This window comes from Pseudomonas sp. GM17, assembly GCF_000282175.2.
Lineage (GTDB): Bacteria > Pseudomonadota > Gammaproteobacteria > Pseudomonadales > Pseudomonadaceae > Aquipseudomonas > Aquipseudomonas chlororaphis.
This window is the reverse complement of the sequence record NZ_CP124732.1, coordinates 5,102,942-5,124,748: the sequence shown is the minus strand read 5'-3', so window position 1 is coordinate 5,124,748 and position 21,807 is coordinate 5,102,942. Positions and strand designations below refer to the sequence as shown.

The following is a 21,807-nucleotide window of genomic DNA, read 5'->3' as shown; positions in this document are numbered from 1 at the left end:
TGACAGAAGGGGCCTTCGGGCCCCTTTGCTTTTACTGCCTTTAAAGTACTGTCTTTGAGCTTGTTTTTTTTTGAGGCAGCCCCCATCTTGGTTTCAAGCTTACTTCCATCTGTTTACGGCCTTATGGCCGCCGTAGAGGCGAAATCATGAAGACAACCATCGAATTGCCTCTCCTGCCATTGCGTGATGTCGTGGTTTATCCGCACATGGTTATCCCGCTGTTCGTGGGGCGCGAGAAGTCTATCGAAGCCCTCGAGGCCGCGATGACGGGCGACAAGCAGATTCTTCTGTTGGCTCAGAAAAATCCTGCTGATGATGATCCCGGTGAAGATGCACTCTATCGCGTAGGTACCATTGCCACTGTTCTGCAATTGCTCAAGTTGCCCGACGGCACCGTCAAAGTACTGGTCGAGGGCGAGCAGCGGGGCGCTGTGGAGTGTTTCAGCGAAGTGGATGGCCACTGCCGTGCCGAAGTCTCCCTGATTGACGAGGTGGACGCTCCTGAGCGCGAGTCGGAAGTCTTTGTCCGCAGTCTGCTGTCCCAGTTCGAGCAGTACGTGCAGTTGGGCAAGAAAGTCCCCGCCGAAGTGCTGTCGTCCCTCAACAGCATCGATGAGCCGAGCCGCCTGGTAGACACCATGGCCGCCCACATGGCGCTGAAAATCGAGCAGAAGCAGGAAATTCTCGAAATCATCGACCTGTCGGCGCGTGTCGAACACGTGCTGGCGTTGCTGGATGCGGAAATCGATCTGTTGCAGGTCGAGAAGCGCATTCGCGGTCGTGTGAAGAAGCAAATGGAGCGCAGTCAGCGCGAGTACTACCTGAATGAGCAGATGAAGGCCATTCAGAAAGAGCTGGGCGACGGTGACGAAGGTCACAACGAAGTCGAAGAGCTGAAAAAACGCATCGACGCCGCCGGCTTGCCAAAGGATGCCCTGGCCAAGGCCCAGGCTGAGCTGAACAAGCTCAAGCAAATGTCGCCGATGTCGGCTGAAGCCACAGTGGTGCGTTCGTACATCGACTGGCTGGTTCAGGTGCCCTGGAAGGCCCAAAGCAAGGTTCGTCTGGACCTGGCGCGTGCCGAAGATATCCTCGATGCCGATCACTATGGCCTGGAAGAAGTCAAAGAGCGGATTCTCGAATACCTCGCCGTGCAAAAGCGCGTGAAGAAGATTCGTGGTCCGGTACTGTGCCTGGTCGGACCTCCAGGGGTCGGTAAAACCTCCCTGGCAGAGTCGATTGCTCACGCCACTAACCGTAAATTCGTACGCATGGCCCTTGGCGGCGTGCGCGATGAAGCGGAAATTCGCGGCCATCGTCGTACCTATATTGGTTCGATGCCGGGAAGATTGATTCAAAAGATGACAAAAGTGGGCGTTCGCAACCCGCTGTTCCTGCTCGATGAAATCGACAAGATGGGCAGCGACATGCGCGGCGATCCGGCTTCGGCATTGCTCGAAGTGCTCGATCCCGAGCAGAACCACAACTTCAACGACCACTATCTGGAAGTCGATTACGACCTCTCCGATGTGATGTTCCTTTGCACCTCCAACTCGATGAATATTCCGCCAGCGTTGCTGGACCGGATGGAGGTGATTCGTCTGCCGGGTTACACCGAGGACGAGAAGATCAACATCGCGGTCAAATACCTGTCGCCGAAGCAGATCCAGGCCAACGGCCTGAAGAAAGGCGAGCTGGAGTTCGACGAAGAAGCCATTCGCGACATCATCCGCTACTACACCCGCGAAGCCGGTGTACGTGGGCTGGAACGCCAGATTGCCAAGGTTTGCCGCAAGGCGGTGAAGGAGCATGCGCTGGAAAAACGCTTCTCGGTGAAGGTCACTTCCGACCTGCTGGAGCACTTCCTCGGCGTGCGCAAATTCCGCTACGGCCTGGCCGAGCAGCAGGATCAGATCGGTCAGGTAACGGGCCTGGCCTGGACCCAGGTCGGTGGCGAGCTACTGACCATCGAAGCCGCCGTGGTACCTGGCAAAGGTCAGTTGATCAAGACCGGTTCGCTGGGCGACGTGATGGTCGAATCGATCACCGCGGCACTGACGGTGGTGCGTAGCCGTGCGAAGAGCCTGGGAATCCCCCTGGACTTCCACGAGAAGCGCGACACCCATATCCATATGCCGGAAGGGGCGACCCCGAAAGACGGCCCTAGCGCTGGCGTAGGCATGTGCACGGCTCTGGTTTCTGCACTGACCGGTATTCCGGTGCGGGCTGATGTGGCCATGACCGGGGAAATCACCCTGCGTGGTCAGGTGTTGGCTATCGGTGGTTTGAAAGAGAAACTTCTTGCAGCACATCGTGGTGGAATCAAGACCGTCATCATTCCAGAAGAGAATGTGCGCGATTTGAAGGAAATTCCTGACAATATCAAGCAGGATCTGCAAATTAAGCCAGTTAAATGGATTGACGAAGTCCTCCAAATTGCGCTGCAATACGCGCCGGAGCCCTTGCCGGATGTGGCTCCAGAGATAGTTGCAAAGGATGAAAAACGCGAGTCTGACTCTAAGGAAAGAATTAGCACGCATTAGTACGCATTAGCCTGGGGGGCTTCCTTGACAGCTTTTTAGAGCCCTTGTTATAAAGCGGCTCTTAAGTGTCTGTAGGCCATTCAGCACTGGTTTTTGCTTTCACCAAAAAACTTAGAATCATACTCAAATAGATATATAAGGGGACTTAGAGTGAACAAGTCGGAACTGATTGATGCTATCGCTGCATCTGCTGATATCCCGAAAGCTGCTGCTGGCCGTGCGCTGGATGCAGTAATCGAATCCGTCACTGGCGCTCTTAAGGCTGGCGACTCCGTTGTACTGGTTGGTTTCGGTACTTTCTCTGTTACCGATCGTCCTGCTCGCATTGGTCGTAACCCACAGACCGGTAAGACGCTGGAAATCGCTGCAGCCAAAAAACCAGGTTTCAAAGCCGGTAAAGCACTGAAAGAAGCCGTTAACTAAGCCTCCTTCAAGCCTTTGCCTACCCGGGTCGGGGTCTTTCCCGACCTGGCAGCGGAGCGGTAGGGCAGCCGGTTAGAAATCCGGTTTGTCACATCGGGGATCGAAGGTTCGAACCCCAGTCCGCTCCGCCAGTTACGAGAAAGGCGCATCCTCGGATGCGCCTTTCTTCTATCCGGACTCTACCCACGCTCCACGGTTGCTTAATTTGAAGTACAACCGTTTCTGGGGGACGCATGCTGCAGAATATCAGGGACAATTCACAAGGCTGGATTGCCAAGACCATTATCGGGGTCATCGTCGCACTGATGGCGCTGACCGGTTTCGATGCCATTTTTCAAGCCACTTCCACCAGTCAGGACGCGGCCAAGGTCAATGGCGAAGAAATCACCCAGAATGAGCTGAGCCAGGCGGTTGATATGCAACGCCGTCAGCTCATGCAACAACTGGGCAAGGATTTCGACGCTTCCTTGCTCGACGAGAAGCTGCTGCGTGAAGCCGCTCTCAAAGGTCTGATCGACCGCAAGCTGCTGCTGCAAGGTGCGGAAAACTCCAAGTTCGCTTTCTCTGACGCCGCTCTGGATCAGGTGATCCTGCAAACGCCGGAATTCCTGGTGGACGGCAAGTTCAGCCCTGAGCGTTTCGACCAGGTGATCCGTCAGCTGGGTTATAGCCGGATGCAGTTCCGTCAGATGCTGGCTCAGGAAATGCTGATCGGCCAGGTACGCGCCGGTCTGGCTGGCAGCGGTTTCGTGACCGATGCCCAGGTGCTGGCATTCGCTCGTCTGGAAAAGCAGACCCGCGATTACGCTTCCCTGACCATCAAGGCCGACCCCGCGGCAGTCAAGCTGACCGACGATGAAGTCAAGGCTTACTACGACGAACACGCCAAGGAATTCATGTCGCCGGACCAGGTGGTTATCGACTATCTGGAGTTGAAGAAGGCTTCCTTCTTCGATCAGGTCAGCGTCAAGGACGAAGAGCTGCAGGCGCTGTATCAGAAAGAAACCGCCAACCTGTCCGAGCAGCGTCGTGCCGCGCACATCCTGATCGAAGTGAACGACAAGGTGAACGAAGCGCAGGCCAAGGCCAAGATCGAAGAGATCCAGGCGCGCCTGGCCAAGGGCGAAAGCTTCGAGGCGCTGGCCAAGGAGTTCTCCCAGGATCCGGGTTCGGCGAACAACGGTGGCGACCTCGGTTATGCCGGCCCTGGCGTCTATGACCCGGCCTTCGAGGAAGCGCTGTACGCCTTGAACAAGGACCAGGTATCGGCACCGGTACGCACCGGTTTCGGTTTCCACCTGATCAAGCTGCTGGGCGTCGAGGCACCTGAAGTGCCAAGTTTCGCCAGCCTGAAAGACAAGCTGACCCGCGAGCTGAAAACCCAGCAGGTCGAGCAACGTTTTGTCGAGGCAACCAAGCAGCTGGAAGACTCCTCGTTCGAAGCCTCGGATCTGGCCCAGCCGGCTCAAGAGCTGAAACTGACCGTACACACTTCCGCACCGTTCGGGCGTGAAGGGGGCGAGGGCATCGCTGCCAACCGCGCCGTGATTCAGGCTGCTTTCAGCCCTGAAGTGCTGGATGAGGGTGCCAACAGCACCGCTATCGAGCTGGACCCGGAAACCGTAGTGGTCCTGCGCGCCAAAGAGCACCGCAAGCCAGAGCAACTGCCGTTGGAAAGCGTCGCCAGCAGCATCCGCGCGCAATTGGCCAAGGAGCACGCCAGTGCTGCTGCCAAGGCCAAGGCCGATGCCTTGATCGCCAGCCTGCGTGAAGGCAAGACTGCGCTGAAGGCGCCTGTCGACGGTCAGAGCTGGAAGGTTTCCGAAGCGGTGACCCGTGGCCAGGAAGGCGTCGAGCCGATCGTGCTGCAGACCCTGTTCCGCATGGCCAAGCCAGCGGCCAAGGACAAGCCGACCTTCAGCAGCGTGACGCTGCCGAACGGCAGCCTGGTGGTCTTGCAACTGAGTGGTGTGAACGAAGCCGCTGCTCCAACCGATGAAGAGAAGGCTCAGTACCGTCGCTTCCTCGCGTCGCGTGCGGGTCAGCAAGACTTCGCCGCGTACCGCAAGCAGTTGGAAAACCAGGCTGACATCAAGCGCTTCTGATGTCCGACTGAAGTGACAAACAGGGACCCCGGCCAACGCGCCGGGGTTTTTGTTTTCAGCGTATGGCGGGAAACCCATGGCGTCGGGCGTTCACGGCCACCAGCAGGCAAGCCAGCAACAGGCCGATGATCACCCAGGGAAACGACAATACGCCCGGGCCTTCCAGCAGCACGCCACCCACCAGCCCGCCCCCGGCGATCGCCAGGTTCCAGGCGGTCACCAACATCGACTGCGCGGCATCGGCAGCGCTCCCGGCAGCCTTGGCCAGCGCGGTTTGCAGCAACGTGGCCAGGCCTCCGAACGACAATCCCCAGAGGGCTATCGAGGCATAGACCGCCATCGGCGTATCGGCCTGGAACGCCAGCAGCAGCGCCGAAAGAGCGAACAGGACGCAACTGACCAGTACCAGTTGACGCAACCAGCGATCGATCAGCAGGCCGACGGTCCAGATGCTCAGCAGTGCGCTCAGGCCGAACGTCAGCAGCACCCGGTCAATTTGCCCGCCGATGCCAGCCGGCTCCAGAAACGGTGCGATATAGGTGTACAGGATGTTGTGGCCCAGGACATAAGCGAAGGTCACGAACAGCACTGGCTTGACTCCGGGCAAAGCGAACACGCCCGTGAGCGGCAAGCGTTTGTCGGCGCGCTGGCCGGGAAAGTCCGGCACCTGCCAGCGCACCCAGCCGAGCAACAACAGCGTCAGCAGAGTCATCAGGGCAAAGCTCACCCGCCAGCCCACCAGCGTACCGAGCAGTGTGCCCGCGGGGATCCCCAGGGACAGTGCCAGTGGTGCGCCAAGCATGGCCACGGCGATGGCCCGCCCCTGCAGGTGCGGTGCGACCATGCGGCTTGCATAGCCGGCCAGCAGGGCCCAGAGCAGCCCGGCAAATACCCCGGCGAACAAGCGGGCGACCAGGGTCAGGCTGTAGTTGGTGGAGATCGCGGTGACACTGTTGACCAGGGCAAAGCCGCCGATTGCGATCATCAGCAAAGGGCGGCGGCGCCAGCCTTGGGTGAGGATCACCAACGGGATCGCCGCCAGCAGTGAGCCAATGGCGTACAGGGTGACCAGTTGGCCGACCAGCGCCGGGGACACCGCCAGGTCCTGGCTCATCTGCGGCAGCAGGCCCGCGGGCATGGCTTCGGTAAGAATGGTGATGAAGCCGGCGGTCGCCAGCGCCAGCAGGCCACCCAGTGGAAGTCGGTCGCGACGCCTGGACTCGATGTCCAGCAGGTCGGCGGTGCCAAGAGGTTTGGTCATGGTGTCAGGCTCGCTACAGGTTTCAGGAAGTAGGGAGGCTGAGGGTAGGGCGCTGTGGTAAAGAGAAAAATAGGCTAAGGTTCCGAACTTATCGGACATCTGTGTCCGTAATGGTGAGGTCGGCGATGGACTGGTTGAGCAATATCTCGGTCTTCCTGCATGTGGCGAAAACCCGCAGTTTCACCGAGGCGGGGCGGTTGTTGGGGGTATCCTCGTCGGCTGTCGGCAAGAGCATCGCGCGACTCGAGGAGCGCCTGGAGACCCGGCTGTTCCATCGCAGTACCCGCAGCATCACCCTGACCGCCGAAGGCGCGAGTTTTCTCGAGCGCTGTCGCAGAATTGTCGCCGAGGCCGAGGCGGCCGAATTCGATCTGTGCAAGTCTTCCAATGCCCCGCGGGGCAAGTTGCGAGTCAGCCTGCCGCAGGTTCACGGCCTGGTGATGCCAGTATTGGTGGAGTTCATGCAGCGTTATCCGCAGATCGAACTGGATATCGAACTGACGGACCGCATAGTGGATGTCGTGGAGGAGGGCTTCGATGCCGTGATACGGACCGGCAGCCCCGGCGACTCACGGCTGATGGCCCGGTCGCTGGGCCAGTTCCGCCTGGTGCTGGTGGGCACGCCTGGGTACTTTCGCGAGCGGGGCGTTCCGCAGGCCCCCGCGGACCTGGCTAATCACGGGTGCTTGCGGCATACCTTCCATAACACCGGCAAATTCGAGCATTGGCCGCTGCGACGAGCGGTCGATGCCCCGGAGCCGCTGTTGCCGACGCGTTTTGTCAGTACCTCTATCGAAGCGGTGGACCACGCCGTGCGCAGTGGGCTGGGGATCGCCTGCCTGCCCGATTTCATGGTGCGCGAGGCGGTTGCACGGGGCGAGTTGCAGCAGGTACTCGATGAGCATCTGGAGCACAGCGGCACCTTCTGGCTGCTCTGGCCTGCGAGCCGGCACACCGCCGCCAAGCTGCGGGTGTTCATCGATCATCTGTGCGCGCGACTTTTTCCGGCAAACCGTGGTCAGTAACCTTGTATTGATTTTTAAGACACTAATCCGCGCGCCCTGTGGCCTCGAACTGTTGCACAATACGCCCCGGACCGTTTTCCTCAGGATTTTCGATGCATAGATCATTTCACCTGCGTGCTGCCGGGTTGACGCTGCTGCTGGCGGCCGTCGCCGGTTGTTCGTCGCAGAAGACCGCCATTTACGAGCATGAAAACTTCGATGATTCCGGCACTTTTTCGCGCAATTACCCGGTGAATGAGACGGCGTCCTGCGAGGCCGCCCGTCGCGCCTTGCTCAGCCAGGGCTACATCATCACCAGCAGCGATCCGAAGCTGGTCAGTGGTCACAAGAGCTTCCAGCAGACCGGCGAAACCCACATGGAGATCAGCTTCAGTGTGGTGTGCGCCCAGGATGGCAACAGCGGCCACCGTTCCACGGTGTTCGCCAACGCCCTGCAAGACCGTTATGCCCTGAAGAAGGTCAACAACTCGGCAAGCCTGGGGGTGGGTGTGCTGGGTTCGGTGTCGATGCCGATCGGCTCGACCGACGACTCGATGGTCAAGGTCGCCAGCGAGACGGTTTCCTCGGCGAAGTTCTACGAGCGTTATTTCGCCCTGGTGGAGCTGTTCCTGCCGCAGGAAGCGAAAAAGGCCGCGCACATCATCGAGAAACCCAAGACCGATCTGGGCGTGCCCGAACCCAAGCCCGCCGAGCCTGCCGCAGCGCCGGCCCCGGCGCCAGTGACGGCACAACCGGCGCCTGTCGTACCGGCCGCCGAGCCGACTCCGGCCACTCCGTCCGTAGCGCCAGCCGAATCGAACCTCTCGCAACCGCTGGCACCACCGGCGGAAGCGGCGCCCATTGCGCCGGGCGCACCTGCCGAGCCGACGCCGCCCACCGAGATCGTTACCCCGCCTCCCGCCAGCACCTTGCCGGCCCCGACAGAGCCGATTCCGGCGCTGCCACAGTAAGCATCTGCAGATAGCTGCGAGATCGACCCAGGTGTCGATCCCGCGGTTGCCGAGCCTCTCTGAAAATTTCTTTGCCAGCTCGCGGGTAAATCCGTTGCCAGCTGCTACGTTCCATTTGAGGGACGCAGATTGCGCACGGTATTTTTTCTGTCACACCGGCACTTTATGCTGGTGGCCAAGGTCAGTAAGAAGACCACTCAGCGAGCAGATTACCTACACTCCACACACAAGGAGTCCGCCATGGACGATTACCAAGAAGAACTGCTGGAATTCCAGGCTTTCGAACTGGACCCGCTGGAACCCGCAGAAGACGCCACCGAGCTGTAACGCCGGTGGCGTTTTTTTTAGGCGGACTGCCGGTGGCTGCGACGAAATTCACCCGGTGTCTGGCCGCTCCAGCGCTTGAAGGCGCGTTGAAAGGCCTCGGCTGAGGCAAACCCCAACAGATAGGCAATTTCCCCGAAGGCCAGTTCGGTATCGCGAATGTAGGTCATGGCCAGGTCGCGACGGGTGTCGTTGAGAATGGCGCGAAACTGCGTGCCTTCCTCGGCCAGTTTGCGGCGCAAAGTCCAGGTTGGCAGCTTCAGGCGTGCCGCCACTTCTTCCAGGTCGGGTTCCCGGCCACCATTGAGCAAAGGCCCCAGCAACTGAGTGATGCGTTCACGCAGGCTGCGGGTACGGGTCAGTTGCTCCAGTTCCCGTTCACACAGTTGCAGCAGATGGCGCCAGGTACTGGGGCAGTGCTCGACATTGCGCTGGGCCAGGGTGGCCTGGCTCAGGCGTAGCTGATTGTGCTCGGCGCCGAACTGGATCGGGCAATCCCCCAGGCTGGTGTAGCGTTCGCGGTAATCAGTCTGGGCAAACTCGATCTCGATGCGTTCGGCCTTGACCGGTAAACCGAGGCTGCCCAGTTGCTGGAGCCAGCCGGCCAGGATCGAATCCACCACAAAGCGGTTGTAGGCGTTATAGGGGCTGATGGAGTAGAAGCGCAGCCAGGCGCCGTCGGCGTCTTCGTGGAAGCTCGACTGGCCGCGATAGTTCGAGCCATACAGGGCCTCGAAGCGGGTCAGGCAGCGTGCGGCTTCACGTACGGTCGGCGCCTGGGCGGCGGTGACGCCCGCCAGCCCGGCCTGGCTCAGGCGGCTGAGCTGGCCCATACGCAGCCCCAGCGCCGGATCGCCGGTCAGTTGAATCGCCGCGTGGCCCAGGCGCATGTAACGGGGAATCGACAGCCGCGCCCCGGCCTCGGCCAGGCGTGCGGTATCCAGTCCGTATTGTTCCAGCAGCGGCTGCGGGTCGAGGCCATGGCTGCGCACGGCGTCGGCCAGGCTATGGACGAAGCCCACCGACAGGTCTCCGAGGCGCATCGGCTGGGGCTTCATGGATTTACAACCAGATATTCAGCAAGCGCGCGCCACGGGCATCGCCATCGGCGAAGTGCTCGCCGTTGCTGTTGATGAAGCTTTGTCCGGCGCTGCCCTGATCCCAGAACTGGCCGCGCAGAAACACGCTGACACCGGCGCTGGCCAGGCTGCTGGGCGCGCGGCTGGTCAGGGTCAGGCGGCGCCAGGCTTCGCCTTCGCTGACTTCTTCCGGCTTGAGGCTGACCTCGCTCGGGGTCGAGAGATTCTTGTAGCCACGCCACGGCCGGTCCCAGGCGCCACGGCCCATGACGAAGGCCGGGACCGCCACCAGTTGCGCGCCCTGGGCGTTGAGCTTGCGGTAGTTGTCCGGGTACCAGCTGTCGCTGCCGATCAGCACCCCCAGGCGACCGGCCGGGGTGTCGACCACCTGGACAGCCTGGTCGGTGCTGGCCTGGATAAAACCGCGCTCGTCGAAGGTCGGGTACAGCTGGCGTTGCGGCTGGCCGATCGGCAGGCCGTCGCTGCCGAAGACCAGGGTGGTGTTGTACAGCGCGCCGCTGCCGATGCGCAGGTTACTGCCTTCGATCACCGGCTCGGGCAGGACAATGGAGCCGGCCACCAGGGTGATGCCAAACTCCTTGGCCAGGCCGCCGAACAGCCGCTGGTATTGATCGGCCATGCTCCTGGCCTTCATCCGCAGGTGCGCGTCGTCCAGGCGATTGTCACCCTTGGCGGTGATCAGCGCGCGCAGGAAGGGCAGAGGGTTGCTCACCGCCAGCCAGTTCATCGCTTCTTTCAGGCTGGCGGCCTGGTACAGCTCGTTTTTCTCGCCGCTGACCATCAGCCAGGTGCCAATGTGCTCCGGCAGCACCACCACGGTCTTTTCATTCAACAGCCCCTGGTCCCGGGCCTGCTGCAGGTAGGCCGCAAGCTTGCGGTGCAGGCGCTCGGGGCTCTGGTAGTCGGTGGGGAACAGCTCGGGCTGGATGCCCAGCAGATTGCCGTGATCGGCGGGGGTGCCCTGGTCCACCGCGAGCTGGATGCGCAGGTCGGACAGGTAGTGACCGATCGGCCGCTCGCGGGTCCACAGGGCGTAGCTGGTGATGGCGGCAATCAGGGCCAGGGTGAAGGTGAAATAAAGAAGTTTGCGCATGGGAAGACAGTCGGCAGCCGTGTGCGGGATTCGCTGACTAGGGTAGGGCCCATGTCCGCGATTGCCAAGGCCGGGCTGCGCATTTGGATCAATAAGTTGTCAGTTACGGTCATTGAGCGCCTTGGGGGCTGCTCTTAGTCTGTCGAACATGACCGACGGAGGCCGCAGAGCTTCCGCATTTTTTCCGTGATCGTTCGATGTGGAGTTACCGATGGCCGCCGCTCACTACCCGCATTTGCTGGCCCCGCTGGACCTGGGCTTTACCACCCTGCGCAACCGTACCCTGATGGGCTCGATGCACACCGGCCTGGAAGAAAAGCCCGGTGGCTTCGAGCGCATGGCCGCCTACTTCGCCGAGCGCGCCCGCGGCGGCGTTGGCCTGATGGTCACCGGCGGCATCGGCCCCAATGACGAAGGCGGCGTGTACTCCGGCGCGGCCAAGCTGACCACCGAGGAAGAAGCGCTCAAGCACCGCGTTGTCACCCGTGCGGTCCACGAGGCGGGCGGCAAGATCTGCATGCAGATCCTCCACGCCGGGCGTTATGCCTACAGCCCGAAACAGGTGGCACCGAGCGCGATCCAGGCGCCGATCAACCCGTTCAAGCCCAAGGAGCTGGACGAAGAAGGCATTGAGAAACAGATCCGCGACTTCGTCACCTGCTCCAGCCTGGCGCAGCAGGCCGAGTACGACGGCGTCGAGATCATGGGTTCCGAGGGCTACTTCATTAACCAGTTTCTCGCCGCGCACACCAACCACCGGACCGACCGCTGGGGCGGCAGCTACGAAAACCGCATGCGCCTGCCGGTGGAAATCGTCCGCCGCGTGCGCGAAGCGGTAGGCCCGAACTTCATCATCATCTTCCGCCTGTCGATGCTCGACCTGGTGGAAGGCGGCAGTACCTGGGAAGAAATCGTGCAACTGGCCCAGGCCATCGAGCAGGCCGGCGCGACCCTCATCAACACCGGGATCGGCTGGCACGAAGCGCGGATCCCGACCATCGCCACCAAGGTGCCGCGTGCCGCCTTCAGCAAGGTCACGGCCAAGCTGCGCGGTTCGGTATCGATCCCGCTGATCACCACCAACCGCATCAACACCCCGGAAGTGGCCGAGCAGATCCTTGCCGAAGGCGACGCCGACATGGTTTCCATGGCGCGGCCGTTCCTCGCCGACCCGGAGTTCGTCAACAAGGCGGCCGCGGGGCGTGGCGACGAAATCAATACCTGCATCGGCTGCAACCAGGCCTGCCTGGACCACACCTTCGGTGGCAAGCTCACCAGCTGCCTGGTCAACCCGCGGGCCTGCCACGAGACCGAGCTCAACTATTTGCCGGTGCAGCAGATCAAGAAGATCGCTGTGGTCGGCGCCGGCCCTGCCGGGCTGTCCGCCGCGACTGTGGCGGCCGAGCGCGGCCACCAGGTGACGCTGTTCGATTCGGCCAGCGAAATCGGCGGCCAGTTCAATGTCGCCAAGCGCGTGCCGGGCAAGGAAGAGTTCTTCGAAACCCTGCGCTACTTCAAGCGCAAGCTGCAGACCACCCACGTCGAGCTGTGCCTGAACCGCCGGGTCGATGTCGAGCAACTGGTGGCCGGCGGCTATGACGAAATCATCCTGGCCACTGGTATCGCCCCGCGCACGCCGGCGATCCCGGGCGTCGACAACGCCAAGGTCCTGAGCTACCTGGACGTGCTCTTGCAGCGCAAGCCGGTGGGCCAGAAAGTGGCGGTGATCGGGGCCGGCGGCATCGGCTTCGACGTCTCCGAATTCCTCGTGCATCAGGGCGTGGCCACCAGCCAGGACCGTGAAGCGTTCTGGAAGGAGTGGGGCATCGACACGCACCTGGAGGCCCGTGGTGGCGTCGTCGGCATCAAGCCTGAGCGTCATGCCCCGGCGCGCCAGGTGTTCCTGTTGCAGCGCAAGACTTCCAAGGTCGGCGACGGCCTGGGCAAGACCACCGGCTGGATCCACCGTACCGGCCTGAAGAACAAGCAGGTGCAGATGCTCAACAGCGTCGAATACCTGAAGATCGACGACGCCGGCCTGCACATCCGCATCGGTGAGAGTGGCGAACCGCAAGTCTTGCCGGTGGACAACATTGTTATCTGCGCCGGCCAGGACCCGCTGCGCGAACTGCACGAAGGCCTGGTGGCCGCCGGGCAGAACGTGCACCTGATCGGTGGCGCCGACGTGGCCGCCGAGCTGGACGCCAAGCGCGCGATCAACCAGGGCTCGCGCCTGGCCGCTGAACTCTGATCCAGCGGTAATCATGGCCACTGCGATTCCGGATCGCGGTGGCCTTGTTGCGTCCGCTGCGCGGCCGATCGCAGCCTGCGGCAGCGGCTACGAAGTAGGGGTGTAGCCGCTGGCGAAGCCTGCGATCGGGGCCGTAGGACCCGCTATCAGGGACTCCGCGGTTTTGCTGATAGACTCCCGCCTCACTCCTTCCAAACCTCCCCATCCATGGCGTTTCCTGCTTCCTTCGACTGGCTGCCCAGCGCACCCTTGCAACCCCTGGACCTCGACTGGCTGACCGAGGCCGGGGTCGAGGTGGCGGTCCTGCGCCTGGACCAGATCGACCCGCTGATCTCCGGCAACAAGTGGTTCAAGCTCGCCCCGCATCTGGCGGCGGCTCGCCAAGCCGGCGCCGAGGGCATCATCAGCCTGGGCGGCGCGCACTCCAATCACCTGCATGCGCTGGCGGCCGCCGGCAAGCGTTTTGGTTTCGCCACCGTGGGGCTGCTGCGCGGCCATCCGCAGGACACGCCCACCGTGCTCGACCTGCAAGGCTTTGGCATGCAACTGCACTGGCTCGGTTACGCCGGCTACCGGGCGCGGCATGAGCCAGGGTTCTGGCAACCCTGGCAGGCGCAGTACCCCGGGCTGTTCCCGGTGGCGGAGGGTGGCGGTGGCTTGCTCGGGGCGACCGGCTGCATGCCGCTGGTGAAGCAGCTGCGCAGCCAGCTGGATGCCCTGGGTTGGGACGACTATCACGGCTGGTGGCTGGCCGCCGGCACCGGCACCACCCTGGCCGGACTGGTGTTGGGGGAAGCCGGTGCCCACCCGGTGTATGGCGCCCTGGCGGTGCCGGACGATCATGGTGTCGCGCAACAGGTAGCGGCGATTGTGCGGGAGGCGGGGCTGCAGGCTGCGGGCTATGAACTGCTCGATAGCAGTCGTGGCGGTTTCGCCAAGGTCGACCCGCTGCTGCTGGCGTTTATCGAGGAGAGCGAACGGCACAGCGGCATCCCCCTGGAGCCGCTGTACACCGGCAAGGCCTTGCTGGCCCTCAAGCAACAGGTCGAGGCCGGGCGGTTTGCCGCCGGCAGCCGCCTGCTCTTCGTGCATACCGGTGGCTTGCAGGGCCGCCGGGGGTTCGCCGCGCCGGCGCAGCCTTAGCCGCGCTTGGGCAGCATGCGTTGCAGGGTGTTGTCGCGCATAAAGTAGTGGTGATAAAGCCCGGCCACCGCATGCAACCCGATCAGCCAGTAGCCGACGGTGCCCAGCAGCACGTGCCAGCCTTCGACCTGCTTGGCGAATTGTTTGTCTTCAGCCACCAGCAGCGGCAGGTCGATGCCGTAGAACATCACCTGATGGCCTTCGGCGCTGGTGATCAGCCAGCCGAGGATCGGCATGGCGATCATGAACAGGTACAGGGCCCAGTGCATCAGCTTGGCCAGGACCGTCTGCCAGCTCGGCGGGGTCGGCAGGATCTTCGGCGCCACCCCCAGGCTGCGGGCGAACAGGCGTAGCCAGACCAGCACGAACACGGTCAGGCCGAGCATGAAATGCGCTTCCTTGATCAGCGTCCGGCCACCGCTGCCCTTGGGGAAAATGCCGCGCAGTTCGATGCAGGCGTACACCGCGATCAACAACACCAGCATCAGCCAATGCAATGCAATCGACACCGTACTGTAACGGCTGTCGGAGTTCTTCCAGGGCATAGATCCTTCCTCGTTCATCAGGTCAGTTGTCTCCGTTCTTAACGACGGAGTGCTGTAACTGTAATCCTGTTTCCGAGGCTCTGCCCGGGGCAAATGCGCGGTTTGAGCGGGTAGCGGAAAAAAACGGCAGCCGCGGATCGGGGCTGCCGTTGGGGGGCAAGTGGCTGATCAGCTGCTTTGCGGCATCTCGCCGTTGGCCAGGCGCTGGTTGATGTCGGCGATCACCTGCGGCAGGTCGCTGATGGTGTCGATCATGTAGTGCGGGCGCGAGCCTTCGAACAACGCGTGGATGCGCTGGCGCTCGCTGGCCAGGGTGTCGCTGCCCAGGGCGCGATAACCTTCGTAGGTCAGCCCCAGGGCATTGCCGGAGCAGATCAGGGCCACGGTCCACATGCCGGCGCGACGGCCTTCGAGAATGCCCGGCACGGTGTCGTCGATCTTCACGCAGGCGGCGACATCGTCGATCCCCAGGGCGATCACGTTGGCCAGGGCCTGGGCCGGCCATGGGCGGCCGTTCGGCACTTCATCGGTGGCGACCACATGGTCGGCGACGTAGCCATGGGTCGCGGCCAGTTCCACCACCTTGTCCATGACCTGCTTCGGGTAGCCGGAGCAGGAGCCGATCTTTATGCCTTGCTGGCGCAGGTTGGCGATGGTCTCCAGGGCGCCGGGAATCAGCGCCGAATGTTCGGCGATCTTTTCGATCTGCAGCGGCATGAAGCGCTGGTAGATGGCGGTGACATCCTCATCGGTCGGGGTGCGGCCGAACACCTGGCGATAACGCTCGGCAACCTGCGGCAGGTCGCACAGGGTGCGGATATGGTCCCATTTGCCCATGCCCATCGGGCCGCGGGCTTCCTCGATGGAGACCTGCACATCGAACTCGGCGAAGGCTTCGACGAAGATCTGGGTCGGCGCGAAGGAGCCGAAGTCGACCACGGTGCCGGCCCAGTCGAGGATGGCGGCTTGCAGCTGGTTGGGGGTGTTGTAGTTCATGTGTCGAAGACCTGTGTGGGGGAGAGGCTTGCCCGCGATGATGAGGTTGACCTGATGAAAGAGCGCGGTGCCCGCATTCGCGGGCGAGCCTCGCTCCTACAGGTTGTGTGTCGGGGTCAGATATCCAGTACTTGCATTTCCCGCAGCACGTCGGCGATGGCCTGGACCGCGGTGCGCATCCCGGCTGGGTCGACATGGCCGATGCAGCCGACGCGGAAGGTTTCGACCTGGGTCAGCTTGCCGGGATAGAGGATGAAACCCTTGGCCTTGACCCGTTCGTAGAACTCCTTGAACTGGTAGCGCGGATCTTTCGGCGCGTGGAAGGTGACGATGATCGGTGCCTGGATCGCCGCCGGTAAAAAGCTGCGCAGGCCCAGTCGCGCCATGCCGTCGAGCAGCGCCTGGCAGTTGGCGGCATAGCGCTGGTGGCGCGCCGGCAGGCCGCCTTCTTCGTGGTATTGCAGCAGCGCTTCGTGCAGCGCCGCGACCACATGGGTCGGCGGTGTGAAGCGCCATTGCCCGGTCTTGACCATGTAGCCGTGCTGGTCGTGCAGGTCCATGGCCAGCGAGTGCGAGTTGCCGGCGGCCGCGGCCAGGGCTTCCTTGCGGGCGAAGACGAAGCCCATGCCGGGGACGCCTTCCAGGCATTTGCCGGACGCCGCGATCAGCGCGTCGAACGGCACGTGCCGGGCATCGATCGGCAGCGCGCCGAAGGAACTCATGGCGTCGATGATCAGGCGCTTGCCATGCCCGGCCACGACCTGGGCGATCTCCGGCAGCGGGTTGAGGATGCCGGTGCTGGTTTCGCAGTGGATCAGCGCCACATGGGTGATGGTGGCATCGGCGCGCAGCAGGCGATCGACGTCGGCGGCGCTGGTCGGCTGGTCCTCGGCGGTTTCGAAGGTGCTGAAGTCGCGCCCCAGCACTTCGCAGATCTTCGCCAGGCGCTTGCCGTAGGCACCGTTGATCAGCACCAGCACCTTGCCGCCCCGTGGCACCAGGGTGCCGATGGCGGCTTCCACGGCGAAGGTGCCGCTGCCTTGCAGGGGCACGCAGTGGTGGCTGGCGGCGCCGTTGACGATGGCCAGCAGCTGTTCGCAGAGGCTGGCGGTCAGTTGGTTGAAACGGTCATCCCAGGAACCCCAGTCCACCAGCATCGCCTGGCGGGTGCGGGCCGAGGTGGTCAGGGGGCCGGGGGTGAGCAGGATGGGCGCGGCAGTACTCAATTCGGGTGTCCTCGCAGAAGCGCTGTGGGATGCGCTTGGGATAAAAACTACGGGGCCTAAATTGCAGTTTGGCTCTTTATCAATCAAATTGTTTATCGTTATGCCAGCCATAAGTGAGGCCGATAGATATGAACCTGTTCCAACTGCGCGCATTCGATGCCGTGGCCCGTGAAGGCAGCTTCACCCGCGCTGCGGCGCGGCTGTTCATCAGCCAGCCGGCGGTCACCGGGCATATCAAGGCGCTGGAGGAGCACTACCAGATCACCCTGCTGCGCCGCACCGCGCGCCGGGTCGAACTGACGGAAGAGGGCACCAGGCTGGCGGCGATCACCCGCGCCATGTTCGGCCTGGCCGAAGAGGCCCAGGCCATGCTCGAAGCCAACCGGCAACTGCTCACCGGGCGCCTGGAAGTGGCGGCGGACGGCCCGCACCTGGTGATGCCGATGCTTGCCAGCCTGCGCGAGCGCTATCCGGGGATTACCGTCAACCTGCGCCTGGGCAATGCCCAGGAAACCCTGGCGGCGCTGCTTTCGGAGCACGCCGATGTGGCGGTGCTGACCGAGGTCGAACCGCGCAAGGGCCTGCATCTGCAGAGCCTTGGCGAGTCGCGGATCTGCGCGCTGGTGCCGCAGGGCCATTCATGGCTGACCGAGCCCGAGGGCGTGCGCCTGGAGCGACTGGACCAGGTGATCATGGTCCTGCGCGAACCCAGCTCGATCACCCGCCGCACCTTCGACCAGGCCTGCGCCCAGGCCGGGGTCAACCCCAAGGTGCTGCTGGAACTGGACAGCCGCGAGGCGGTGACCGAGGCGGTGGCGGCGCAGCTGGGGGTGGGTGTGGTGTCGTCGCTGGAACTCAGCCCCGACCCGCGGGTGCGGGCGGTGCCGATCATCGGCGAGGGGCTGTTGAACCGGCACATGCTCGGCTGTATGGAGCGGCGCCGGGACTTGCGCTTGATCCAGGCCTTTCTGGGGCTGGCCCCCACAGGCTGACACTGAACCTGTAGCCGCTGCCGCAGGCTGCGATCGGCCCGGAACGGGACGCGCTCTTGAGGCCCCGGGAAGTTTGTCGCAGCCTGCGACCGCGGCTACAGGTCGCGGATCTGACTTTTTGGTCGATTGGTGCCTTCAGGCCGTATAAACTTGCCCATCGCGTCGGCCACATCCAACTCGACGCCACAGATCAAAGAGAGTGAGTAATGGGCGCACAGTGGAAGGTTAAACACAAAGAAGCAGCAGCCAACGCCAAGGGCAAGATCTTCGGCAAGCTGGTCAAAGAGATCACCATTGCTGCCCGCAACGGCGCTGACGTCGCCACCAACGCACACCTGCGTCTGGTGGTGGAGCAGGCGAAAAAGGCCTCGATGCCCCGCGAGACCCTGGAGCGTGCGATCAAGAAAGGTTCGGGCCAGCTCGGCGAGACCGTGCAGTACCACCGCGTGACCTACGAAGGTTTCGCGCCGCACCAGGTGCCGCTGATCGTCGAATGCGTGACGGACAACATCAACCGTACCGTGGCGGAGATCCGCGTGGCCTTCCGCAAGGGCCAGCTGGGCGCTTCGGGTTCGGTGTCCTGGGACTTCAACCATGTCGGCATGATCGAAGCCGCGCCGGACAGCCCGGACGCCGATCCGGAGCTGGCGGCCATCGAAGCCGGGGCCCAGGATTTCGAGCCGGGGGACGAGGGCGCGACCCTGTTCCTGACCGAGCCTGCCGACCTCGACGCGGTGCAGAAAGCCCTGCCCGAGCAAGGCTTCACCGTGCTCTCGGCCAAGCTCGGCTACCAGCCGAAGAACCCGGTCAGCGGCCTGTCCGACGAGCAGATGGCAGAAGTCGAAGCCTTCCTCGAAGGCCTGGACAACCATGACGACGTGCAGGACATGTTCGTCGGCCTGGCGGGTTGAGCCCGGCCCGGTGAATCGCGCTACCTGAGCGATTCTTGCGCCAGCCGGCAAGCTCCAGCAGGAGCGAGTTGGCTGGCGATGCTCTTCAAATCCCCCGCAACACGTCCCCGACTTCGGCAAATCCCGGTCGCGCCAGCACCTGCGGCTGACAGCAGTCGTTGATCAGCGCCGCCAGGCGTTCATGCTGCTGCGGGCTCAGGCCCGACTCGATCCTTGCCAGCAACTCCTCCAGCAGAATGCCGAAGGCCCGTACTTCGATGCGTTGCAGGGCCCGGGTTTCCTCGGTGTCGGCCAGCGCATGGAAGGACGCCGCGCCAAAATCCCCCAGCAGGCACTCGCCCTGTGGGTTCCACAGAATGTTATGGCCGTACAGGTCGCCGTGGGTGATGCCCTGGTGGTGCAAGTGTGCGCCGACCGAGGCGATGCCACGGGCCATGCGCAAGGCCGCGTCGGCGCTGAAGCGGGTGCGCTCGTCGTAGATGTCCCGGGTGCAGGAGGCCAGGCTCGGCAAGGCCGCCAGGTTGCGGTAGCTCGGCTCGATCAACTGCATCACCAGGCCGTTCTGCCCTTCGGGATGATCGCTGATCCGGCCTTCGACCCGAATCAGGTTCGGGTGCCGGCCGGCGCTGATGCAGGCGTTCATTTCATGCAGCGGCGAGCCGTCGCTGGTCATGCTGCCCTTGTACAGCTTGACCGCCACCTCGCTTGGCGCTTGCCCGGGGGGCTGCCAGCGGGCCTGGTGAATCACTCCGGACGCGCCTTCGCCCAGGCGCTGCTGCACTTCCAGCTCGGCCCAGGGAATGCGTGCCACCGATTCCAGCGCCGCGGCGTCGGCCTCGGATTCCAGCGGGTTGCCGGCATAGGCCAGCCAGGTCAGGCGCGGCAGGCCAAGCAGGAAGGCCGGCAGTGCGCTGAGCCGGTTGGCGGCGATGCGGATCAGCTCCAACTGCTGGCATTGGACGAGGCTCTGGGGCAACCGGGTCAGGCGGTTGCCGGAGAGCATCAACTTTTGCAGGTGCGGGCGCTGGCCCAGCTCGTCCGGCAGTTCCTCGATGCGGTTGTCGGTGAGGATCAGCCAGCGCAACAGCGGCGGCAGGGCGGCGGCGGGCACCCGCTCGATGCGGTTGGCCTTGAAGCCGACCATGCTCAGTTGCGTGCACTGGCCGACACAGGCCGGCATCTCGGTGAAGAGGTTATCGGAGCAGAACAGCACCCGTAGGCGGGTCAGGCGGTGCAAGTCGTCCGGCAGGCGGCTCAGGGCATTGCCGCTGAGGTTGAGGACTTCCAGCGAGTCCGCCAGGTCGAAGATTTCCCGGGGGAATTCGCTCAGCCCGCAAGACAGGTCCAGACGCTTGAGCCCGGTCAATTGGCCGGCTCGCAGTTGGGCAAGGGTATCCATGAACAGGTTCGACACTCAGGCAGGAGGAGGGCGCATGGCCCTGGAAATGGCCGCCATGATAGCGGCGTGGAGCGGCGGGTGGCGACCGCCGGTTCAGCCCGGCGGCGTATCCGCGCTGATTTCCTGCAGCTGGCCCAGGCGGCTGCGGGTGCGCGCCAGGTCGATGGCGTTACCGCCCAGGCTTTCACGCAGGGAGCGTTCGCCGATCAGGGTCAGGTGCTTGTCCTGGTCGTACAGCACGTCGATCAGGTTGATAAAGCGTTGCTGCACGGCAATCGGGCATTCGCCCAGCTCGGGCAGCTCGTCGATGATCCAGTGGTCGAAACGTCGGCTCAGCTCCAGGTAGTCCATGACCGCGGTCGGCTGTTCGCACAGGTCACTGAAGGCAAAACCCACGCTGTGTTGTTCGCACAACCGTACCTGGAGTTGACGCGCGCCGACCATCAGCGCCGAGGTCGGGCCGTTGCGCCGCGGCAGGCCCAGGCTCAGGCGTTGCTGCTCGCTGCCGGGCCATAGGTAACGGCCCTGGGTGAACACCTGCTGCGAATGGCTGCGGGGCTGGTTGCGGTAGTCGTGGGGGCCGCCGACCTCCATCACCTGCATGCGGCTGGCGATCAGGTCGATCACCGGTTTGAAGCGCGCATGGTAGAGCGGGTTGGGCAGCAAGCCCTGGGGCGCGTAGTTGGAGGTCACCAGCAGCAGGATGCCGCGCTGGAACAGGGCCTTGAACAGCCGCGTGATCAGCATCGCATCGCCGATGTCGTGGACATGGAACTCGTCGAAGCACAATACGCGGCAGTCGTTGAGCAGTTCGTCGAGGGTGGCCTGCAGGGCGTCGGGCTGCTCGCGGTGGCGGAACATGCCCTGATGCAATTGGGCGAAGAAATCGTGGAAATGCAGGCGCTGTTTTTCCGCCAGCGGGATGGCGCGGAAGAAACCGTCCAGCAGCCAGCTCTTGCCCCGTCCCACCGCGCCATACAGGTACAGGCTGCGGCTGGCGTTTGGCTTGGCGTCTGGCTGGAGCAGGGCGTTGGCCTGCTGGGCCATGTAGTCGATCACCCGCTGCTGGCTGTGGCTCAGGGTGTAGCCCTGGTCGTGGGCCTTGTGCCGGAAATACTCGTGAATCACTCGGCCGTGGCTGGTGCTGGCGGCGGGCCGGGCGAAGGCCTTGCCGAAGAACGCGCGCAGCCTGGGCCAGCGCGATGGGCGTAGCGAGCGGTTTGGCGGTAAAGCGGCCAATGGTGTCACCCCGATGGTTCCAGGCCCGCTCCCCCCCTGGAACCGGCGCGGTAATTTAACCAATCCCCGGCCCGGCATCCAGCGCTGTCTGAAGGCGCTGATTTATTCTACGAAAAGTTCTGGTCGGTACAGTTTTTTGCCCGTGTCACTGTGTTCGACCCTGGTGCATCGGGCACCCAAGGGGTTGTTTCATTGGCGGGCGGCTTGCCCCCGGCGCTGGCGATTTCCCCGGCGCTGACTAACCTGAGCTGTACCTATCGTTCCTCAAAAGGATTGAGGCG

18 protein-coding genes are annotated in these 21,807 nt (G+C 63.1%); 10 read left to right on the top strand and 8 right to left on the bottom strand.

The features are described from left to right. Positions 1-146: 146 nt before the first annotated feature. The 3 genes from lon (at position 147) to PMI20_RS22755 (ending at position 5,071) form a co-directional block, all read left to right on the top strand. Positions 147-2,543, top strand: a complete 2,397-nt coding sequence (gene lon, locus PMI20_RS22765; protein WP_007927202.1) for an endopeptidase La — start codon at positions 147-149, stop codon at positions 2,541-2,543. 93 nt (positions 2,544-2,636) lie between these two features. After that, positions 2,637-2,966, top strand: coding sequence for an HU family DNA-binding protein (locus PMI20_RS22760; protein WP_020296819.1), 330 nt, complete (start codon positions 2,637-2,639; stop codon positions 2,964-2,966). Positions 2,967-3,199: 233 nt separating this feature from the next. Next, positions 3,200-5,071, top strand: coding sequence for a SurA N-terminal domain-containing protein (locus tag PMI20_RS22755; RefSeq protein ID WP_007927200.1), 1,872 nt, complete (start codon positions 3,200-3,202; stop codon positions 5,069-5,071). Between the two features lie 55 nt (positions 5,072-5,126). Here the strand turns inward: PMI20_RS22755 and PMI20_RS22750 are convergent, their stop codons facing one another. After that, positions 5,127-6,332 carry an MFS transporter gene (locus PMI20_RS22750; RefSeq protein ID WP_007927199.1) on the bottom strand — a complete coding sequence of 402 codons (1,206 nt, stop codon included), beginning with the start codon at positions 6,330-6,332 and terminating at the stop codon, positions 5,127-5,129. 125 nt (positions 6,333-6,457) lie between these two features. Here PMI20_RS22750 and PMI20_RS22745 point away from each other — a divergent pair, with 125 nt between their 5' ends. The 3 genes from PMI20_RS22745 to PMI20_RS22735 all read left to right on the top strand — a co-directional run bounded on the left by PMI20_RS22745 (position 6,458) and on the right by PMI20_RS22735 (position 8,634). Further along, on the top strand, positions 6,458-7,357 hold the full coding sequence (locus PMI20_RS22745) for a LysR family transcriptional regulator (protein ID WP_007927198.1): 900 nt from the start codon (positions 6,458-6,460) through the stop codon (positions 7,355-7,357). A gap of 92 nt (positions 7,358-7,449) precedes the next feature. Beyond that, positions 7,450-8,307, top strand: a complete 858-nt coding sequence (locus PMI20_RS22740; RefSeq protein ID WP_007927197.1) for a DUF2242 domain-containing protein — start codon at positions 7,450-7,452, stop codon at positions 8,305-8,307. Between the two features lie 129 nt (positions 8,308-8,436). Continuing rightward, positions 8,437-8,634, top strand: a complete 198-nt coding sequence (locus PMI20_RS22735) for a hypothetical protein (protein ID WP_157173162.1) — start codon at positions 8,437-8,439, stop codon at positions 8,632-8,634. A gap of 17 nt (positions 8,635-8,651) precedes the next feature. Here PMI20_RS22735 and PMI20_RS22730 read toward each other — a convergent pair whose 3' ends face one another. Then, positions 8,652-9,689 carry an AraC family transcriptional regulator gene (locus tag PMI20_RS22730; protein ID WP_007927193.1) on the bottom strand — a complete coding sequence of 346 codons (1,038 nt, stop codon included), beginning with the start codon at positions 9,687-9,689 and terminating at the stop codon, positions 8,652-8,654. 4 nt (positions 9,690-9,693) lie between these two features. Then, entirely contained in the window at positions 9,694-10,824 is a 1,131-nt protein-coding gene (locus PMI20_RS22725; protein WP_007927192.1) for a carbon-nitrogen hydrolase family protein, read from the bottom strand. Positions 10,825-11,035: 211 nt separating this feature from the next. On the opposite strand from PMI20_RS22725, the gene PMI20_RS22720 reads away from it, so the two are divergent. Both PMI20_RS22720 and PMI20_RS22715 read left to right on the top strand, forming a co-directional pair. Continuing rightward, positions 11,036-13,075, top strand: a complete 2,040-nt coding sequence (locus PMI20_RS22720) for an NADPH-dependent 2,4-dienoyl-CoA reductase (RefSeq protein ID WP_007927190.1) — start codon at positions 11,036-11,038, stop codon at positions 13,073-13,075. A 207-nt stretch (positions 13,076-13,282) separates the two neighbouring features. After that, the gene (locus PMI20_RS22715; protein WP_007927187.1) at positions 13,283-14,218 is read left to right on the top strand and encodes a 1-aminocyclopropane-1-carboxylate deaminase/D-cysteine desulfhydrase; all 936 of its coding nucleotides are present in this window, start codon (positions 13,283-13,285) and stop codon (positions 14,216-14,218) included. Here the strand turns inward: PMI20_RS22715 and PMI20_RS22710 are convergent. The 3 genes from PMI20_RS22710 to PMI20_RS22700 all read right to left on the bottom strand — a co-directional run bounded on the left by PMI20_RS22710 (position 14,215) and on the right by PMI20_RS22700 (position 16,985). After that, positions 14,215-14,763, bottom strand: a complete 549-nt coding sequence (locus PMI20_RS22710; protein WP_007927183.1) for a cytochrome b — start codon at positions 14,761-14,763, stop codon at positions 14,215-14,217. The two genes, PMI20_RS22715 and PMI20_RS22710, sit on opposite strands and share 4 nt — an antisense overlap. A gap of 168 nt (positions 14,764-14,931) precedes the next feature. Continuing rightward, entirely contained in the window at positions 14,932-15,759 is an 828-nt protein-coding gene (phnX, locus tag PMI20_RS22705; RefSeq protein WP_007927181.1) for a phosphonoacetaldehyde hydrolase, read from the bottom strand. A 116-nt stretch (positions 15,760-15,875) separates the two neighbouring features. Continuing rightward, positions 15,876-16,985, bottom strand: a complete 1,110-nt coding sequence (locus PMI20_RS22700) for a 2-aminoethylphosphonate--pyruvate transaminase (RefSeq protein WP_007927179.1) — start codon at positions 16,983-16,985, stop codon at positions 15,876-15,878. Between the two features lie 128 nt (positions 16,986-17,113). On the opposite strand from PMI20_RS22700, the gene PMI20_RS22695 reads away from it, so the two are divergent. Continuing rightward, positions 17,114-17,977 (top strand): LysR substrate-binding domain-containing protein, encoded by an 864-nt coding sequence (locus PMI20_RS22695; RefSeq protein ID WP_007927177.1) that lies wholly within the window; start codon positions 17,114-17,116, stop codon positions 17,975-17,977. A gap of 206 nt (positions 17,978-18,183) precedes the next feature. Then, positions 18,184-18,888, top strand: a complete 705-nt coding sequence (locus PMI20_RS22690) for a YebC/PmpR family DNA-binding transcriptional regulator (RefSeq protein WP_007927175.1) — start codon at positions 18,184-18,186, stop codon at positions 18,886-18,888. An 85-nt stretch (positions 18,889-18,973) separates the two neighbouring features. Here PMI20_RS22690 and PMI20_RS22685 read toward each other — a convergent pair whose 3' ends face one another. Together PMI20_RS22685 and zapE are read right to left on the bottom strand one after the other, a co-directional pair. Continuing rightward, positions 18,974-20,287, bottom strand: coding sequence for a leucine-rich repeat-containing protein kinase family protein (locus PMI20_RS22685; protein ID WP_007927173.1), 1,314 nt, complete (start codon positions 20,285-20,287; stop codon positions 18,974-18,976). Between the two features lie 93 nt (positions 20,288-20,380). Continuing rightward, the gene (zapE, locus tag PMI20_RS22680) at positions 20,381-21,526 is read right to left on the bottom strand and encodes a cell division protein ZapE (protein WP_037034154.1); all 1,146 of its coding nucleotides are present in this window, start codon (positions 21,524-21,526) and stop codon (positions 20,381-20,383) included. Positions 21,527-21,807: the final 281 nt, after the last annotated feature.

Excerpts from the sequence above, each read along its gene's own strand:
- PMI20_RS22725 (WP_007927192.1), bottom strand. The coding sequence starts at position 10,824 with ATGCGCAAACTTCTTTATTTCACCTTCACCCTGGCCCTGATTGCCGCC.
- PMI20_RS22720 (WP_007927190.1), top strand. The coding sequence starts at position 11,036 with ATGGCCGCCGCTCACTACCCGCATTTGCTGGCCCCGCTGGACCTGGGC.
- PMI20_RS22730 (WP_007927193.1), bottom strand. The coding sequence starts at position 9,689 with ATGAAGCCCCAGCCGATGCGCCTCGGAGACCTGTCGGTGGGCTTCGTC.
- PMI20_RS22745 (WP_007927198.1), top strand. The coding sequence starts at position 6,458 with ATGGACTGGTTGAGCAATATCTCGGTCTTCCTGCATGTGGCGAAAACC.
- PMI20_RS22755 (WP_007927200.1), top strand. The coding sequence starts at position 3,200 with ATGCTGCAGAATATCAGGGACAATTCACAAGGCTGGATTGCCAAGACC.
- PMI20_RS22715 (WP_007927187.1), top strand. The coding sequence starts at position 13,283 with ATGGCGTTTCCTGCTTCCTTCGACTGGCTGCCCAGCGCACCCTTGCAA.
- PMI20_RS22685 (WP_007927173.1), bottom strand. The coding sequence starts at position 20,287 with ATGGATACCCTTGCCCAACTGCGAGCCGGCCAATTGACCGGGCTCAAG.
- PMI20_RS22740 (WP_007927197.1), top strand. The coding sequence starts at position 7,450 with ATGCATAGATCATTTCACCTGCGTGCTGCCGGGTTGACGCTGCTGCTG.
- PMI20_RS22750 (WP_007927199.1), bottom strand. The coding sequence starts at position 6,332 with ATGACCAAACCTCTTGGCACCGCCGACCTGCTGGACATCGAGTCCAGG.
- phnX (WP_007927181.1), bottom strand. The coding sequence starts at position 15,759 with ATGAACTACAACACCCCCAACCAGCTGCAAGCCGCCATCCTCGACTGG.
- PMI20_RS22690 (WP_007927175.1), top strand. The coding sequence starts at position 18,184 with ATGGGCGCACAGTGGAAGGTTAAACACAAAGAAGCAGCAGCCAACGCC.
- PMI20_RS22695 (WP_007927177.1), top strand. The coding sequence starts at position 17,114 with ATGAACCTGTTCCAACTGCGCGCATTCGATGCCGTGGCCCGTGAAGGC.
- PMI20_RS22710 (WP_007927183.1), bottom strand. The coding sequence starts at position 14,763 with ATGCCCTGGAAGAACTCCGACAGCCGTTACAGTACGGTGTCGATTGCA.
- lon (WP_007927202.1), top strand. The coding sequence starts at position 147 with ATGAAGACAACCATCGAATTGCCTCTCCTGCCATTGCGTGATGTCGTG.